Source organism: Paenibacillus polymyxa, assembly GCF_015710975.1.
Classification (GTDB): Bacteria; Bacillota; Bacilli; order Paenibacillales; family Paenibacillaceae; genus Paenibacillus; species Paenibacillus polymyxa.
On sequence record NZ_CP049783.1, the window covers coordinates 574,214 to 592,303 of the forward strand.

At 45.5% G+C, this 18,090-nt stretch carries 10 protein-coding genes; 1 reads left to right on the forward strand and 9 read right to left on the reverse strand.

The window, feature by feature from the left end:
- Positions 1–21: 21 nt before the first annotated feature.
- The 5 genes from G7035_RS02860 to G7035_RS02880 are packed head-to-tail and all read right to left on the reverse strand — an operon-like array spanning position 22 to position 9,664.
- Positions 22–1,170, reverse strand: coding sequence for an archaeosine biosynthesis radical SAM protein RaSEA (locus G7035_RS02860; RefSeq protein WP_017426433.1), 1,149 nt, complete (start codon positions 1,168–1,170; stop codon positions 22–24).
- Between the two features lie 2 nt (positions 1,171–1,172).
- Complete coding sequence (locus G7035_RS02865) at positions 1,173–2,579, reverse strand: condensation domain-containing protein (RefSeq protein ID WP_019686383.1); 1,407 nt, start codon at positions 2,577–2,579, stop codon at positions 1,173–1,175.
- A 12-nt stretch (positions 2,580–2,591) separates the two neighbouring features.
- A complete protein-coding gene (locus G7035_RS02870) occupies positions 2,592–3,623 on the reverse strand; it encodes a class I SAM-dependent methyltransferase (RefSeq protein ID WP_019686382.1) in 1,032 nt (343 codons plus the stop codon).
- On the reverse strand, positions 3,620–6,535 hold the full coding sequence (gene uvrA / locus G7035_RS02875) for an excinuclease ABC subunit UvrA (RefSeq protein WP_019686381.1): 2,916 nt from the start codon (positions 6,533–6,535) through the stop codon (positions 3,620–3,622). Before uvrA ends, G7035_RS02870 begins: the two co-directional genes overlap by 4 nt.
- 39 nt (positions 6,536–6,574) lie before the next feature.
- Positions 6,575–9,664: a cyclic peptide export ABC transporter gene (locus G7035_RS02880; protein ID WP_230877816.1), complete on the reverse strand. Its 3,090-nt coding sequence runs from the start codon at positions 9,662–9,664 to the stop codon at positions 6,575–6,577.
- A gap of 590 nt (positions 9,665–10,254) precedes the next feature.
- On the opposite strand from G7035_RS02880, the gene G7035_RS02885 reads away from it, so the two are divergent.
- Entirely contained in the window at positions 10,255–14,745 is a 4,491-nt protein-coding gene (locus G7035_RS02885) for a non-ribosomal peptide synthetase (RefSeq protein ID WP_019686379.1), read from the forward strand.
- Between the two features lie 179 nt (positions 14,746–14,924).
- On the opposite strand, the gene G7035_RS02890 is transcribed toward G7035_RS02885, so the two are convergent.
- The 4 genes from G7035_RS02890 to G7035_RS02905 all read right to left on the reverse strand — a co-directional run bounded on the left by G7035_RS02890 (position 14,925) and on the right by G7035_RS02905 (position 18,047).
- Positions 14,925–15,890 carry a glycoside hydrolase family 25 protein gene (locus G7035_RS02890; RefSeq protein WP_019686378.1) on the reverse strand — a complete coding sequence of 322 codons (966 nt, stop codon included), beginning with the start codon at positions 15,888–15,890 and terminating at the stop codon, positions 14,925–14,927.
- Between the two features lie 154 nt (positions 15,891–16,044).
- Complete coding sequence (locus tag G7035_RS02895; protein ID WP_019686377.1) at positions 16,045–16,491, reverse strand: phage holin family protein; 447 nt, start codon at positions 16,489–16,491, stop codon at positions 16,045–16,047.
- A 131-nt stretch (positions 16,492–16,622) separates the two neighbouring features.
- Positions 16,623–17,642 carry a phage tail protein gene (locus tag G7035_RS02900; protein ID WP_019686376.1) on the reverse strand — a complete coding sequence of 340 codons (1,020 nt, stop codon included), beginning with the start codon at positions 17,640–17,642 and terminating at the stop codon, positions 16,623–16,625.
- Between the two features lie 15 nt (positions 17,643–17,657).
- Entirely contained in the window at positions 17,658–18,047 is a 390-nt protein-coding gene (locus G7035_RS02905) for a phage tail-collar fiber domain-containing protein (RefSeq protein ID WP_016821299.1), read from the reverse strand.
- Positions 18,048–18,090: the final 43 nt, after the last annotated feature.

Here is an 18,090-nt window from a genome sequence, read left to right on the forward strand (position 1 = left end):
ACATGATCTTTAATTGGTGGACTACTTGATTAATTCACTATTCAAAATACTCAGTCTCTCCTCAAAAGGAGGATGCACGTGCTTCAATTCTTTCTCCCATTCCGCCTTGCAGCTGCAATCCAGATGCTCCAGAACGCTTGGATCAAGAGTGTGATTATACTCCTTCAACGCCTCCATCACTCGATCACTGCATTGCGGGCAATTGTAAGGCACCCCGACAGGAGAAGGATAAAATTGGAACAATCCGACGATGATCTTCCCCAAATGCGCCGTCCGTTTTACCACCTCAACGATGCTCCAGAGCCATGCCGGTTTATAGGCCTCTTGATCACTTAAATACTGCACCAGTGTATAATCCTGTACGGTACAGCTTTCCAGTGAAACAGTCGTCGTACCGATCTCAAAAGCATGTTCAATCGTTTGTACGGCATGCTCGATAGCCTCTTGTTCCGTAATAAAAGGCGGCTTCAGCAACACATAGCTGCGTAAATTTAGCTCCTGAGTCACCAAGCGGGCGGCCTTGTCAAATTGTTTTAATGAAAAGCCCTTGTTTATGCATACATACCGCAAAAAATCATCAATCATTTCAAGTCCCATGGCGACTTCCACATGCTTATCCGGTAAAAGGCGCTTAATTTCCGCCATATTTTCCTGCGTTACAAACTCGGGTCTGGTTTCAATAACCAGCATTTTGATTTCGGGCTTTTCCCCAACCATGCGTATGATCTCCCACAATGCTTCAGCTGGAACTTCATTGTCGTTGAGAATGGAACCGTTATTATACAGATTGAGTAAAGGATATTTGGTAAAATCAATCCGATTGAACTCCTTCCGAAATTGCTCCAAATAATAATGGGCGGAAAGAGGGCCGTCTTTGCGCGTTTGCTTGGCTAAATGACCGCACATGGTGCAGCCGTTTCCATTTTTCAGAGCCCACTCGCATCCGTTCGACATTAAATACATGACTGCGCGTTGGTAGTTTTTCCCTTGAAAGTTTTCCTCACGAATATCCGTTTCTGTCGCTACTTTGTCCAAATGATACTGTTCATCCGGAATTTTGGCGTGAATTTCCTTCATTAAATTAGCAATGAGTCGGTAATAGTGGGCAGTTTCCTTCGTAGTCATCCATTGATAGGAATCCATTTGTTCCCAGTCCTTCGGCTTTCTCATCTTCATACACCCCTTTTCAAAGTATCCGGGCTATAATCAAATTCAATCGCCCAGACCTCTTGCAGTCCCTTTTCCATCTCCGTCAAGGAGTGAATATCCTGAATAGCACAATCTCTTTCTGTAACCATCAGCCTGAGCAAAGCGACATAACGTTCACATAAGAGTTCTATTATCGATGTTTCATATGTTGAAGGCTGATACAACATTTGGATGGCTGTTTGCTCCATTTGATGAATACTCACTAGAAGTGAATAATCCGTTACGCTATGCCCGGCAAAGGATTCCAAGGTCAATTCACTTTGTCGATTGATCTCCAGCGGATAATTTTCAATCACGAGCAATGTATCAAATAGAGGCTCTGTGCTTCTGAAATTTCCGTAAGACTGTATATCCACAAGCGGTGTTGTTTCGTAAGGCTGCCTCGCTATACTCGCTTGCTGAACATCGAGCAGCGCTTGTTGCAGCGTATCGCTATTCCCAGACTGCAACCGCATAGGAACCGTGTTCATCAGAAGACCTACCATTCGTTCAATTCCAGGCAAGCTGCTGGAGCGGCCAGATACTGTTGTGCCGAAAAGCACGTCTTGCCGACCGCTAACCCTTTGTAGCAGAACGCCCCAAGCCGCTGTAAAAAGGGTACCTATCGTTACCGATTCTTCCTTCGCAACAGCTTCCAGCTCACTCACCAGATCTGGCGGCAATATATACAATTCGCAAGCCGTATCGCTTATTTTTGGGGCAGAAGTGGTATTAAGCAGGTACAGGGGCTGAGCTTCATATCCAGCCAGATAAGCTTGCCAAAATGCCTTGCTTCCGCTCTTATCCTGCTTTCCAAGCCATTTCACGTACTCTCGGAAACGCGGCTTGCTTATCTGTTCCGGTTCTCGGCCTGCACGCAGCGTATGATATGCGTGGATAAACTCACCCAGCACAATGCCATTACTCCAGCCATCCATCACAATATGATGGTTGCTGACCATCATGATATGACGGTCGTGCGTCAGCCTAAACACTGTAATCCGCAATAGTGGGCCCTCGGACAGGTCAAACCCTACAGCGCGGTCTGCCTCTCGCAGCTCCTGCAATACCACCTCTTGCTCCATCTCTGCCATTTCTGTGAGGTCATGGAAAGCGAAAGATAGTACGCGTCCTTTTAGGATAATCTGAACCGGGTTCTGGATCTTTTCCCAGCGGAATACGCTTCTCAGCACTTCATGCTGTTGAACCGTCCATTTCCACGCCTCACAGCAGACAGACAGATCAAGCTGGCCACGTAGCGTATAGCTGTATTGTTCAAAATAAGCTCCTGTGTCCTTGTCCCGCAAATAGTGGTAGAGCATCCCTTCCTGCATGGGAGTCAAACCAATAACATCCTCCACACGTGTTTTGTTCAATGGACGGTGGCTCATGGTTGTTCCCCCTTACATTTGAATGATAGTGCCAATCCCATATGCGAATAGTCCCTCTTGCGGGTGACGGATAAACGGTTCTCGACAGCCTGTTGGGTCTACAAATTCCTGAAAGGACGGATAACTTTGTTTCACTTCGTCCCAAAAAACGCCAACATCGTATCCTCTTCCCCACGTCTCAGGTCGCATGCTGATATCATGAAAAGCAATCATACCGCCCGGCGCCACCAGTTCTTGATACATGCGGAAATCCGAACTCACACCACCGTAGGAATGATCTCCATCAATAAATAGAAGGTCAATCTGGCGATTTCCCAGAACCTTTTTTAAATCCTGTTTGGTCGAGCAGTGAAATGAACGATCGCGAATAAAAGAAAACTGCTGTTCCGCGCTGCCGAAACTGGAGTAAAGCTTCACCTCATTGTCATCCTGACCACCTCCATACGGTCCACCCGGATAATCAATACTGACGAGCAGGGCTTCTGGATCGGCCAGTTGGCTCAAGCAATAAAATACGCCGCCGCTGGCTGTCCCGATCTCAACGACTGTTTTAGGCTTTTGGCGCTTCACGACCTCCAGAAAATGACGCAGCTCATAGGGATTCTGAATGGCTGGAAAAACAGGTACATGCTCAGCGACCTGCTCCAAAATAGCTCTTAACCGGATGGATTGCGGACTAGTTACGTCCTCTTTAAGATTTTCCGGGGAAAGAAGTTCAAACAACTCGGGCACGATAACCTTAGCCAAAAGTCCTTCTACATCAGGCTCATCTTCCCCGTCCACTAACCAGGATTCCGGCAACTTAGGAAGCTTGTCCTCTGGATTCTCTCCTTTTTCAATGGCTGCTTTGAAGTGACTCGCCTGCTCCCGTGTTAGCTTCACATACCCAGGCTTCCACGCATGAATGAGCAGAAAATCACCTTTCACCTTGATATGATCCAAGCCAAACTTGTGCACCCATGGCAGATCGTTGTATCGCTTTTGCAAATAATAATTTAAGGGGCCTGTCGGAAGAATTCGTAAATGGTCCAATCTGTTACTCATGCTCTCACCTCGTCCTCGTTGAAATCCATTCCGACATTACGCAAAAATGAGCCGGTATGGGAATGCACACAGGCTGCAACCTGCTCAGGGGTTCCAGCCACCACCAGCTGTCCACCTCTGGTCCCTCCCTCGGGACCAAGATCCAACACATAATCTGCCGTTTTGATCAAATGCAGATTATGTTCAATGATGAGGACGGTATTACCCTCATCTACGAGCTGTTGAAGGATGGTTAGCAGACGCTGGATGTCGTCAGGATGCAAGCCTGTGGTCGGTTCATCCAGAATGTATAACTGGCTGCTCCCCTTTTTTAACTGACCTAGCTCCTCCACCAGCTTAATACGCTGGGCTTCCCCGCCAGATAATGTCGTTGCAGACTGACCCAGCTTCATATAACCAAGACCCAGTTGGTTCATAAGCTTCAGCTTGCTGTAAATAACAGGCTGGTCAGCAAAGAAAACTGCAGCTTCTTCAATACTCATCTCCAATACATCCGCAATATTCTTCTCTTGATATGTAATGGCCAGTATATCTTCGCTGTAGCGTCTGCCCCGGCACGTCTCGCACATCATTTCAACGTCAGACATAAACTGCATTTCAGTGACGATCACCCCGAGTCCTGAACAAACTTCACAGCGTCCACCTGGTGAATTGAAGCTAAAATGTGCATCCTTCCGTTGCAGCTGTCTGGCTCTTTCAGTCCTGGCAAACAACTTACGGATAGCGTCAAACACCCCCACATAGGTAGCCGGAGTGGATCGCGATGTTCGTCCAATTGGCTTCTGATCGATACAAATCACCTGATCAATCGACGCTTCTCCTTTCATCTCTACATCGTGCTTCAGATATGCAGGCTTACCATCCAGGTGAGCACGCAATTTTTCATATATAACGTTATGAACCAGCGTGGTTTTCCCTGATCCGGATACCCCTGTGACACAAACCAAGCAACCGAGCGGTATGCGTATGTTCAGGTTCTGTAGATTATTCTCCCTCGCTCCCAGCACCTCCAGATACTTCCCGTCACGAGCCTTTCTCCGCCTTGAGGGCAATGGAATACCTCGCCGGCCGGCCAAATATTGTCCCGTCAAAGAATTGGGATTGCTCATGACTTGTTCCACCGTCCCCTGTGCCACAATTTCACCACCGAGCGCTCCTGCACCAGGTCCAATATCCACAAGATAATCCGCTTGGGCCATAATCTCTTCATCATGTTCGACGACCAAGATGGTGTTTCCCAAATCCCGTAGCCTGTGAAGCATTGCTATCATTTTGCCGGTATCCTTCGGGTGCAATCCGACACTGGGTTCATCCAAAATGTAGATCATCCCCATCAGTCCTGAGCTTAGTTGAGTCGTTAAGCGTACGCGCTGCGATTCACCACCCGAGAGCATCGTCACCGGACGGTTCAGACTTAAATAGTCCAGTCCCATGTCGAGCAGCAACGCCAGACGAGTCTTCATTTCCCGTAAAATAGGCTGTGCGACAGCCGCAAGACTCTGGAAAAATCGGGGGGCCGCTCGCAGTAGTTCATCGCAGTATGCATGCAGCTCAACTAACGGCATATTCGAAAAATCACGGATCGTTTGATCCCCTACACGATACAGAAGACGTTCTGCCTTCAAACGGGCTCCTCCGCAGCTCGGACACACTTGTTCTATCATGACTGCCTTATCTTCCGCTTTCATGGCGCTCATTTCGTCCTTGGCATTAGCGTTGAAGCGCTCATAAATGAGATTCACAATGCCTGCAAATTTTTCATGCATTGGCTTGCCACCTGTAGCAGGATTCTCAATGGCAATCTTTTCCCCTTGAGTACCGTATAGCACAGCGTATAACGCCTCATTCGGCAGATCCTTTACCGCCGTATTCAGGTCAAAATGATACCGGGTCGCCAGTCCCTCTAAAATTTTTCGATTTTTATGAAATTTCTCTTTCTCGCATTGCCAGCCAAGCAGGTGGATCGCTCCTTCGGCCACACTTTTGGATCGATCAGGAATCACACGTTCGAGATTCACTTCATAATGTGTGCCAAGTCCTGTACATGTCGGACAAGCACCCAGAGGACTATTGGATGAAAAAGCTCCTGCCGAGATTTCACTGACCATCATTCCGCAACGGCAACACCCGGAGTTTGGAGTACATGCAGATCGTTTATCGACCATAGGTCGAATTTGCATCCATCCGTCTCCCACATCCAGCGCCTTGTCTACCAGAACTTGAATATCTTTGACTTGCTCCACGGAATTTGAAATCGTCACTTGACCAACCAGTACCTCCAGCCGGTTGTACTCTTTTCCTAGGTGTACTACCTGTGGAGACATACTGGAGAACAAAACTTCTGCTTGCTGTACATCCAGCAATTTTTGGTTCCAATTTAACTGGGTATAGCCCTTTTTTCGTATTTCCTTCAGCAACGCTACAGGCCCGCCATGTGGCATGGAAAGAATTGGCGCATATACATCAATAGATGTATCAGATGGATATTGGAGCACCTGCTCTGTGATTTTCTTTCTGCTTTGAACAGGCAATGCTTCCTGGCAATAGGGACAAACGGCCTGACTTGTTCGTGAAAACAATAACCGCACATAAGAAGAAAGCTCGGTCAATGTTCCCACCGTAGACCTTGGATTCCGGGACAACGTCTTTTGCTCCATCGCAATTGCCGGAGACAGCCCTTCGATCAAGTCCACATCCGCATCTTCCGTTTTTCGCAAGCCCATTCGCTCATATGCGGACAGCGACTCCATTAAGCGTCGCCGTCCTTCTGCATATAGTGTATTGAACACTAGTGACGATTTCCCTGAGCCGCTTACTCCCGTGAAGACGACCAATTGATCACGCGGAATCCGCAAAGAGATATTTTTCAGGTTATGCTGTCTGGCGCCTTTGACAACAATGTAGTTTTGCATGTTTAAGCCCACACTTTTTTATAAATTTTAATGGATTGGTTATGAGCCACTGACTTCAGCACTCAGTACTTCCAGCTCCTTCATCTGTCCCATTTCCATCTTCAGCAGGCGGTCTGCGGTATGAAAATAATGGTCATCATGCGTGATGGCGAACACAATTTTGCCTGCCGCCTTCATTTCAGGCAGAAGTGTATGATAAAAGAACTTTCGGAACTCTGGATCTTGATCCGCAGCCCATTCGTCAAACAAATATACAGGTCGATTCTCCAGATAACAGATCAACAGCGCAAGCCGCTTCCGCTGGCCGCCAGATAGCTTGAGCGTGCTAAAATATCCATCCTTAACCGTTACTTTATCCTCCAATCCCAGCCTTTTCAGATAAAGAACAATGTCAGATTGCTTTTCCTTATAATCAATGTCGTACAAACGCTCAAACAAATGGAAATCAGAGAACACGGTGGAGAAATACTCGCCCGAGGTACGTGGGTCAATGACTTCTCCATTGATCGTGATGTATCCCGTTTGTGGCGGGTAAAGAGCGGTCATTAGCTTGGCAAGCGTTGTTTTACCACTGCCGTTGCCGCCTGTAATAAAAATGATCTGTCCTTTAGCGGCCTCCAGCGTAATAGGTCCGACCACAAAGCTGGACTCTCCAGTCACGTTGCTGTACTCAAAGCTAAGATTGTGAAAACCAATGCGTTCCACAGCAACCTCTTCATCTACCCCACTCGCAGTATCATGTACTTCTCCACTGTCATTAGTTGGCATTTCCGCAATAAAGGTTTTAATTCTTCGCCAGGAGGTCCGAATCTGGAACAACTCCGGCACAGCCTGCAACAACCCGTTGATCGGTCCAATCAAATAAAGAAACACGACAACAAATTGAATTAATGTGTAATCCTTTATGTTCGGGAAAATCGTCGGGAACACAAAGGTTACTACACCTAAAATTAAAATCAGCAGCGTTTCGCCCAGCACCAGCGCATTGGTAAATTTAATACGGGACACCGAGCGTTTTTGCCGATACTGTTCACAGCTATCCTGAATATCGCTCCCGAACTCCGCCTTTTTGCGACCATGCATACTAAGCTCTTTAAAGCCTTTGAGCATGTGATCGATAAACCCCAAATATACGTTTTGGGTATCCCTCGCCTCTTCCCAATAACGGTTAGCCGTACCGCTGACAAGGCTATAAAATGCGGCGATCACCGCAATCACGACCAGCGAGAGAATTGTTCCCCAAAACGAAATCGTACCGAGATAAACAAAGCAGCAGATGACAGTCAGCAAGCTGGTTGCGAACCCGACCGCCACATTAGCCGAGAAGCCGACCATCTCCGTATCATTATTTAAAGTGGCTAAAATTTTGCCGTTGTCCATGCGTTCTAATTTGTCATAAGAGCTGTGCAGCACTCGTTGAATGAGTTCCATCCGTTTTCGATAAATCATGTTATAGGTGATCTTCACTAATTTGGTTTCAATCAGCTTGCGGCCGAAAATATATACTGCCAGCGCCAGCCCGAAATAATACAGCAGGTATTTGAGCGGAATCTCGCTGCCAATCGAGAAATTGACGATAAAAATGACAAAGGCATTCGCCGCACCGCTCAGCAAGCTCATCATCACCAACAAAGGAAGCGAACGTCTAGTTTCATCTGCGTTAGGGAAAAGCGTACCCAGCACCAAGTAGACAAAGCTCAAGAGCAATCCTAGGCCCAAGGCCCCAATCGCAAACGGAAAGCTAAACGGAGACCAGACAATCGCGGTTGTCCAGGAAACCCCCTGCATCGCAGTAGGAACCAGATAAACTCCATACAAAAACGGTGTACTGCAAAGTAAAAACACCAGCCATGTAAGCAGCTTTTTTGGATTCAAAGACTTATAAACACGTTGTTTGCGGATGATGTCCCGTACAACTGTAATCAGCAGAACTCCTACAGCCAGCACATAACATGCCAGCATAATCGTAATGACGGACCATGCATTATCTGTTTTCTGATCCGGCTCATACGGAGACACAGGTTGACGATCTCGTAAAATATCCATCAGGCCGTGACCCGTAATATACGTTAAAGTGGTACCGTTATTCGCCATAATCCCTACAGCGAGCTGATCTTGAGGGCGAAAAACCATATATGCAGAAAAATTCGGATTTAATCCAGCCTTCGACACCTCTCCATTTCCGCTTTGATAATCAGCCCAGCCCATAGCATAAGACGACATATCAAACTTGCTGGGAGCCACAGTGCGGTCAGGCGCATGCGTTTCCATAATTAATGGAGTCATGGGAGATTTCAGGCTGCCCAGTTGATACTTGAGCCAGGTAGCGAGGTCATTACCGTCCATCATGATATAACCAGCAGGACGATTCCCCCTAAAGACAGGGGATTGATATTCACGTGCTTGAAAAAAGCCGTTCTTGTAGCCTGTTGCCAGTGTGGATGCGGCTTCTGTGGGGTAAAGAGTGGTCTTATGCAGACCCAATGGCTGAAAAATATGGGCCTTCATATAATCTTCGTAAGGCTGCCCCGTGACCTTTTGAATGACAGCCCCCACGATGGCATAGTTAATAGTGGCATATTCAAAGCGTTCGCCAGGACGGTTATGTAATTCTAAGCCATTCACATTCCTCACGACCTGTTCGAGTGAATCGACGCGGTTGGAGATCGGAATGTCGGTAATCGTATACCATGGAATGCCGCTGGAGTGGTGTAGCAACTGTCGTAGTGTAATCTCGACATTTTGGTGTTTGTACTTGGCTTGGAACCATGGAAAATACTTCGAAACAGGATCATCCAGCTTCAACAAACCCTGCTGCTGTAGCTGCAGTACGGCAAGTGCTGTGAATCCTTTAGAACAAGAGGCAATTTCAAAGCTTGTCTCAGGTGTAACAGGAGCTTGCTTGTCCACATTTGCATACCCAAAACTTTTGAGGTAAGCCGTTTCTTTTCCCCGAACCACCACTACTGTCATTCCGGGGATATGACCTTCCTGCATTTTCTCATGAATAAATGCTTCTAGACGTTGAGTCGTGGCTTGATCCAAACCTGCTGCGGCTTCCGCGTGATTGGGCAGAATACATGCCGCCACTAAAGCGAAAATCAGAATAACCGCTGCCATTTTTCTCATGATCATCTTTTTACATTCCATAATCGCTCCAGCTTTCTTTGTAATATGTAATCAAAGCATGCTTGACCAATATATGTAAGACTAATTATCTAGTAATTATATAAAAACACTAGGATAAATAGTATTCAAAACGAAGCATTCAATATGGCGTATAAATATGCGTAATTTTATATTTATTTTATGGATATTTAAGCAATTTATAATGAATATATATTAAATAGGTATGGGTTTATGTGACGAAAAATCGGGAGATTACCAGGTATTGATCTTAATTCGGAGAGTCAATTGCCAAAAATACGTAATAAACTAATAATTATCAATTTAATTGAATTTGTATTAACACCTTAACATTTCATCCCGTTCGGATGTAGTGAGTTAATTCACACTTTTTCGAAATTCCCTAGTAAACCTACAAAAACCTTTTAAAGGGAACTCGTATGTTTAAATTGGTATACAATTGTCGAAAATCCGTTTTATTTTCCTCATAAAAATACATTTTTTCTGCTTGATTGTTTTTATTTGGTCGGATAGCATCATTTTTATGTAGACTCTACGTTTTTCAAAATCTGCATGTATAAGGAGGCTAATGTATGTTCTATGCATTAACGCATGCTCAAAAAAGAATTTGGTATAACGAAAAAATACATGGCACGACGGCCATGCATAATCTGACCGGACTAGTACGCATTCAAAAGGAACTCGAGCTTGGTGCACTGGAGAATGCGATTCAGCTCTTCATTTCCAAAACTGAAGGCCTCCGTATCCGGATCGAAGAGCAAGATGGAGAACCCGTACAATACGTTAAGCCCTATGAAAAGGAGAATATCGAATATCTTGATTTTAGTCATGAGACTGATCCTTTACAGCATTTTGAACAATGGCTGAAGGTCGTGAGCGGACAAGCGATGCCTCTGTTGAACTCCAAACTATATTCTTTTGTTATCTTTCGGCTGGGACCTGATGATGTTGGTTATTTGGGTAAATTTCATCATATTATTGCAGACGGTTGGGCTTTACATATCGTGTCGGAACGAATTTCGCAGTATTATACTCTACTAGTCAACCACCGTCCTCTCCCTGCTGATGAAGAATATTCCTACATACCTATCATTGATCAAGAACAAGCCTATCTAGCATCTGAACGTTTTATCAAAAATAAAATGTTCTGGAATGAAAAGTTTCAAACCTTACCTGATATGATACCCATCAACAAAAGTAAAGATATTTCGGCCGTTCGCTCATCCTTTGCCATCGATAGCGAAACCTCTCGCATCATCCAGAATTTTATCCAAAGCTCCAAGCTTTCTGTAAATGTGTTATTCGTATCCGCCCTTCTGCTTTACATCTACCGAACGACTCAAGAAACCGATGTAGTCATCGGGACACCTGTCCTGAACAGATCAGGAAAAAAGCAAAAAAATACGTTTGGCATGTTCACCAGCACAATGCCGTTTCGTATCCAAGTGGATGAAGCTTTAGATGCCTACTCCTGGATGAAGCAGGTGGGAACAGAGCTAATGAATTTTTACTTTCATCAAAAATATCCGTATGATCTTCTGGCTGGTGATTTGGAGCTTGCCCAAAAAGGATATGACGGTCTGTTTGATATGTGTGTTAATTATTACAATATGAAATTTAGTCCCCAATTTGATGGATGCCCCTATGAAGTTCAGGAAGTATTCAGTGGTTATCAGCCTTATGCCCTGCAGCTGGTTATACGTGATTGGGAGGGGAGCGGAAGAATTACGCTGGATTTTGACTATAGAGTGAAGGCTTTCAGCGAGATGCAGATTGCCAAAATGTTTGAGCATCTCATGCATATGATTCGCGAGATGATCGAGCAGCCATACACTCCGATTGCGGAAATTGAAATGCTGTCTACGCAGGAACACAATGAGCTAATCTATGAGCTGAATCAAACTCACTCCCCCTATCCTTCGTCCCTAACCATTACTCAGTTATTTGAACAGCAGGTCGTTGAAAAAGCTAATGAAATTGCCTGTTACTTTAAAGAGCAAACGTTAACCTATCGTGAGTTAAACGAACGAGCTAACCAACTGGCGAGATTTTTAAAAAGTAGGGGAATTGGCCAAGAGAGTATCGTCGGAATCATGGCGGGGCATTCGTTCGAACTTATCATTTCGATCTTAGCTGTATTGAAATCAGGCGGGGCCTACCTGCCGATAGATCCACACTATCCAGCTGACCGTGTTAGCTTTATGCTGGAGGATTCCGGGGCTGCCTTGCTGCTCACCGACGCACCATTGGATGATGATATCTCTTTTTCCAGAGAAGTCTATCGTATGGATGATGCATCCCTGTACGATGGTGATGACTCCAATCTGGAGGCGAAAATCGGACCGGACCAGCTCGCTTATGTCATTTATACCTCTGGTTCCACAGGCAAGCCTAAAGGAGTTGCAGTCCACCACAAGGGACTTGTGAATTACATATATTGGGCGAATAAAACCTACTTTACCGCCGCACGTGAGGTCTTTGCCTGTTATTCGTCAATAGCCTTTGACTTGACCGTCACTTCCATATTCACCCCATTAATCAGCGGTCATGCCATGAGCCTCTACAGGGATGACGATTACAGCGAATTCGTATTGTTTCGCATTCTGAAAGACCAGCGTACAACCATTGTGAAGCTTACTCCCGCCCATTTGTCCCTTCTTCAAGAGTCGGATATTCGTACATCGAACGTCCGCAAATTCATTGTGGGTGGAGAAGATTTCAAAGTCAGTCTTGCCCGGAACGTTCATGACATATTTGGTGGCAATGTTACTCTGTACAATGAGTACGGACCTACAGAAACCGTTGTAGGCTGCATGATCCATATTTATGATTCGAACCGAGATATCCGAAGATCCGTTCCTATCGGCGTACCTTCTGATAACGTGGCTATATATGTGCTGGATGCGTACTTAAAGCCTGTTCCTATGCAGGTAAAAGGAGAAATTTACATTTCCGGTCCCGGAGTGGCGAGAGGATATTTGAATAGACCTGAACTCACAAAAGAAAGATTTCTCGATAATCCTTTTGTTCCAGGAGAACGAATGTATAAAACCGGAGACTTGGGAATACGGCTGGAAAATGGCCTGATTGAATACCTTGGCCGGAAAGATCACCAAGTCAAAATCAAAGGCTTTCGTATCGAACTGGGGGAAATTGAAGGCGCGCTATCCTCATATCAAGGTATTCAGCACGTTGTTGTGAATGTAGTGGAATCGGACGAAGACAATAGCCAGCCTATGTTGTATGCCTACTATGTATCAGATGCTGCTGTCTCTCCCGAGCTTCTCAAAAATTATTTACATGCTTGTCTTCCCCATTACATGGTGCCTAGCCATATAATCCGGCTCGAGACCGTACCACTTACGTCAAATGGTAAGGTCGACAAGCGGAAACTTCCTGTACCAGACCTGTCCTCTGGATTAACAAGCATGTATGAAGAAGCTCATAATGAGGTTGAAAATATTCTCGTGCAGGTTTGGGAAGAGCTATTCCAGATGGCTAACATAGGTATCCATGATAATTTCTTCGCACTGGGCGGAGACTCTATTAAGGCAATCCAAATGACATCCAAATTAAATAACTATGATCTGGAGATAGGCGTACAGGATATTTTAGCGCATCCCAATATCGCGGAGCTTGCTCATTATACACGTCCAAAGCGTCAGCTATACGATTCAGCTCCAGCCAGCGGAGAAATTCTGCCCACTCCTATCTCCAGTTGGTTTATGGCGCAGACATTTCACAATCCTCATCACTATAATCAATCGATCATGCTTCTGCTGAAAAACGAAATGGATCGTTCCGCTTTGGAAAAGGCCTTTCAGAAGTTGATCGAGCATCACGATGCTTTAAGGATGAGCATGGAGCCTGATGGCAAGTTATTTTATAATCCAGAACTCACCATCGTCTCGTTCAAGCTGGATTGTTACGATATGATGCATATTTCAGCCGAGGCACGGCAACATGAATTCAATAACCTGGTGCATAACCTGCAATCCGGTTTCGATCTGTCCCACCGTCTTCCTATCCGCGCAGCTCTATTCGATCACGGACAGGAAACTCGGGAACTGTTCATCACTGCCCATCATCTGGTTGTAGACGGAGTTTCCTGGAGAATTATATTGGAGGATTTATTGAATGCATACCATGCTATAAAAGAAGGTGAGGAGGTAAATTTCCCAAGAAAAACAGCCTCAGTTCAAGCCTTTGCTCAAGAACTCCATCACTATTCCACGACTGCGGATCTACGGAAAGAGCTAGAGTTTTGGCGCGAAATGGAGGGTGGAGACCGCTATTTTCCAGCATCTATCACAAGCCAACCATCTGCTACCGTAAACTATGCTTCATGCGCTGGGTTCGAAGGTCATCTTTCTCCTGTCCAAACGCACAAACTGCTCCATGAGATGTCGCAGGCTTACCATACCGAACCTGTAGATTTACTGCTGGCTGCCTTGGCGTTAAGTGTAAAGGAATGGACCGGATTGGACGATTTCACTTATGAGGTTGAGCATCACGGAAGGAGTCTAGATCACATAGACGTATCCAGAACGGTTGGCTGGTTTACTGCGTTATATCCCTTACGTATTCAAATGCCGGGCACAGAAATAGGCAATGTCATTGCACATGTCAAGGAACTGCGCAGACGTGTTCCCCATCAGGGTATAGGTTATGGCATCTTAAAATATATGCTAGGGGCTATTGAAAAGCATACAGACATTCGTCCTATACGCTTCAATTATCTGGGACAATTCGATCACGAAAGTCAAAGTTCAGACTATGTATATAGGCATACTATAGACAATCAAAATGTAGATAACATCAATCATCTAACGACCGCCATCGAAGTTAACTGCCTGGTTGTTAACGATCAATTAGTAATCGATATGATGTACAGTACAGAAATGTTTGAAGAAGAAAGTATAACTGAATTTATGCATATGTATGTCCAAGCAATCAATCAGATCATTGATTTTACGGTTCGTCAGCAGAATGTTCATTTCACTCCTTCGGACTTTGAAACCGCTCAGATTAGTCAGGAGGATATTGAATTACTTTTCGAGTAAAGATGCATTTTCCATTTACCTTTTTTTAGGATTCAGCTTATTCAGAGGTCATAAAAACATCACTTAACCATAAGGGCAGGCGGCTGCATTTAACCGCCTGTCTATTTAGGCTTCGCTCGTAGCTTCTTTACTCATTTCATATAAAAGTGGGATGGGCAGTGTATAAGTTCTTTCGAAGATTATTTGGCTTTTTTAAACACACCCAGACGGTTCAACACGACCAGTAAGCGATAAAAATCATAACTGCTTGGCAGTTTCGCATCCACAATCGGGCTTGCCGGATTAACTGCAACGGCGGCAGCCACCGCTTCCTTGGCCCAGACCGGTACAGGCATAGCCTGACGCGCCTCCAGTTCAGCTACTCGCTGATCCACCTTTTTAATATACGCGCTCTGTTCATTTAATGTTTGCTTGAGCACATCTTTGCTGTTTTCAAGGGCGGCGACCTGCTGCTGCAGGGCCTTAAATGCCGCTTTTTCCTCTGCTGTCATCGGCTCTTCCCCCTCTTCTCCTGCAAATGCTTGGCGTAGCTCAGCCTCTGTTCCGGTATATACATTCAGATCAACTGGCCCTTGAATGCCTTCAACCCGTCCACTATCGCTGTATTGCCAGAAGTCCCAGCACTTCCATGCTGTAGTATCATTGGGCACCTGTGTACTATAACGCGCAATCCACAGTTTATAACTATCCAACGGGGCTTTAAAATGGGTAGCAAAAGCATTGCCCGTATATACCATCGGCTTGCGGCCGCTTACTCGTTCAAATTCCGTCAAAAATGCCAGCGCAACCTCATGAATCGCGGCCGAGCTAAGCTTTCCCGGATTGTTTTCATAATCCATCACCGCTGGTAAGTCGAGCGCTTTCGCGCCTCCCACCTGATCCAGTACCTCGGCGAAATGTCTGGCTTCCGCTTTGGCTGTGTTTACACTGGTTGCATCTACAAAATGGTAAGCTCCCAGCAGAAGCCCGGCTGCCTTGATCCCTTTTGCATTCGTGATAAATGTTGGATCAACGTAACGCTGTCCTTGACTTGCTTTAATAAATGCAAACGATTTACCATCGGCTCGCACACGTTTCCAATCAATCGTTCCCTGATATCGGGACACGTCAATGCCTTCGGCAGCATTAGGGATGCGATTTTGCATAAGGCGCTCCCTCCTTGTCATTCATAATGTTGTAGCACGCTGTCTCTGTTATCCATATGCTTGGACCAAGTAAACGGTCTGGGCTTTTCCATTTTTACGCCGAAAAAGGGCGATAAGGTAGTCTTCCTTTTTTGTAATGGCGACAGTCAGCACTTTATAAAGCTTTATTTTGCTTGTCAGAAGGATCGGTTGGCTTTATTTTTTCCCCACTCGACTTGGACTCAAAAATGGCGACCGCATTCCGCAAAATATCCGGCATTGGCACTCCCATTCTGCCCACATTTTCTATAATAGACAACAGCTCGTTCGCTAAATAAAAGAAAACGACGGCATCCCGGAAATAGTGTGCATCCCCGAGAATACCGTCGATTAGATGGGCTACCGTAATGAGCAAAAACACGGTAACCTTGCGAAAAATACCGTAATATCCTTGGCGGCTTTTCAGCTCCCCATTAATCCAGGCCGCTGCCCATCCGGTGAAAAAGTCGATCACGACCATCCACCACAGCAACGTCAACATTGTAGTCCACCCCCCGAAAAAATAACCGATCAAGGCCCCCGTGGAAAACCCCAGCCAAATCTGATCGATCTTTTCATGCATGTTTGTTCCCCCGTATCTGTTGGTCAGGAAAAATTTCGTGACGTAATATAAGCCCCCAATCACAGTGGGGGCAAGAAAAAAAGCGTATCCAATTTGGATACGCTGGTTAATCTTTTACTCATAACAACCACCTACCACCCGATAGCTGTAAGATAACTTTGATAGTACCAAGTGATGCTGCCCGTAATATCACAGCGCAATTTGACCCCACCTTTTAAGTTAAAGTCTCCTGGGATGCTGATTGATATCGTCGGGCCACCAGTCCCCTGCTGTGCAGATCCCGTATAAAAAATAACACTAGCTGTTCCTACTGCCTTATCGATTTTGAATCCGGTACAGTAGTAGGTAGAGCCGCTTTTCCAAGGCTCACGGTGTACCGGAAAGTCAAACCGTCTACCGAAACCATCCAGCATGTAGAATAAAACAGTAGCATCCTGACTCATGGACATATAGAAAGCCGAACTGAGCCCGGGGCCATATGACAAGAGTGAACCGGAAGCCAGGCTGTTAAACCCAGCAGGCATCGTGAATAGGTCGCCGTTAGCCGTCCCCCGCTGGATCGTTTGAGCCTTATATTTCATTTGTGCAGATTGTGCTATTTTCGAGATGAGACTATTAAAGTCCTCTGACATTGTAGCCGATCCTCCATTGGCAATGATTTCGGCTACCAAGCGTTGCTTGTAATCATTGCCAGATTGAAAAGCCTGTTCAGCCCGATTGTAAGCTTCATTAGCTCGATCATTAGCAGCTTTTACCGCACTAGGCGTAGCTGCCTGATCTGTAGCTGTGCTGCCGGTAGAAGTATTAAGCTGTACAATCCCCCTCGCCTGTGTTGACGCAGAAGGCAAATCCGATGCCGGATGACTATGTTGCTTCGGAGCTGCGTAATCCCTTGAATATTGTTTGGCATTCCCCTCTGCTGCGCTCCAGGCCGCTTGTTTGGCTGCCGTAACATGGATCTCTGTATTGCTGGCATGATTGTCTAGCGCTTCCTTGGAAGCAACCCCGTTTCCAGCTGGGTCCTTTTTGATATTTTCAACCTGTGCGGCCAATTCCTGATCATTTGCATAAAGAGTATCAATGGGGACATTCAGAACGTCCGCATGTCCTTGGTCGGTAGTAACAAATCTGCGTGGTTGTTGTATGCTCATGTTTTTTCATCCTCCTTAATAAATGTCATCAATTTCAAAAATAAACTCCATATCACTATCTTTCACTTTATTAGTCATCGTACGAATAGCTGTCAGCTTACCCGTCGAATCTACTAGTGCAAGCTCATTAATAGTCTCACCCGCCAATTCAGTTTCCGCTAGTGAGCAAATATAACAGATGGTCGCAGGCGCAATGAATTCAAAACTAGTAATTTCCTTTTGGATCAGTTCCTTTTTCAACACCTGTTCTGTTCCGTCCAAAGGCAGTGGTTTTCCCGCTTGATCTACACCCCCGCTACCAAACGCCATTTTTACCACTTTTGTCAGCGTTCCTCCTTCAGCGCGGGCACGTGCCATTTGTTCTCTTGCATAAGCAGTTGTGACTGTTAGAACTTGTTCTGCCATACTTACCATCCTTTCTATTTTTAAAATAAAAATTTTTATGTTT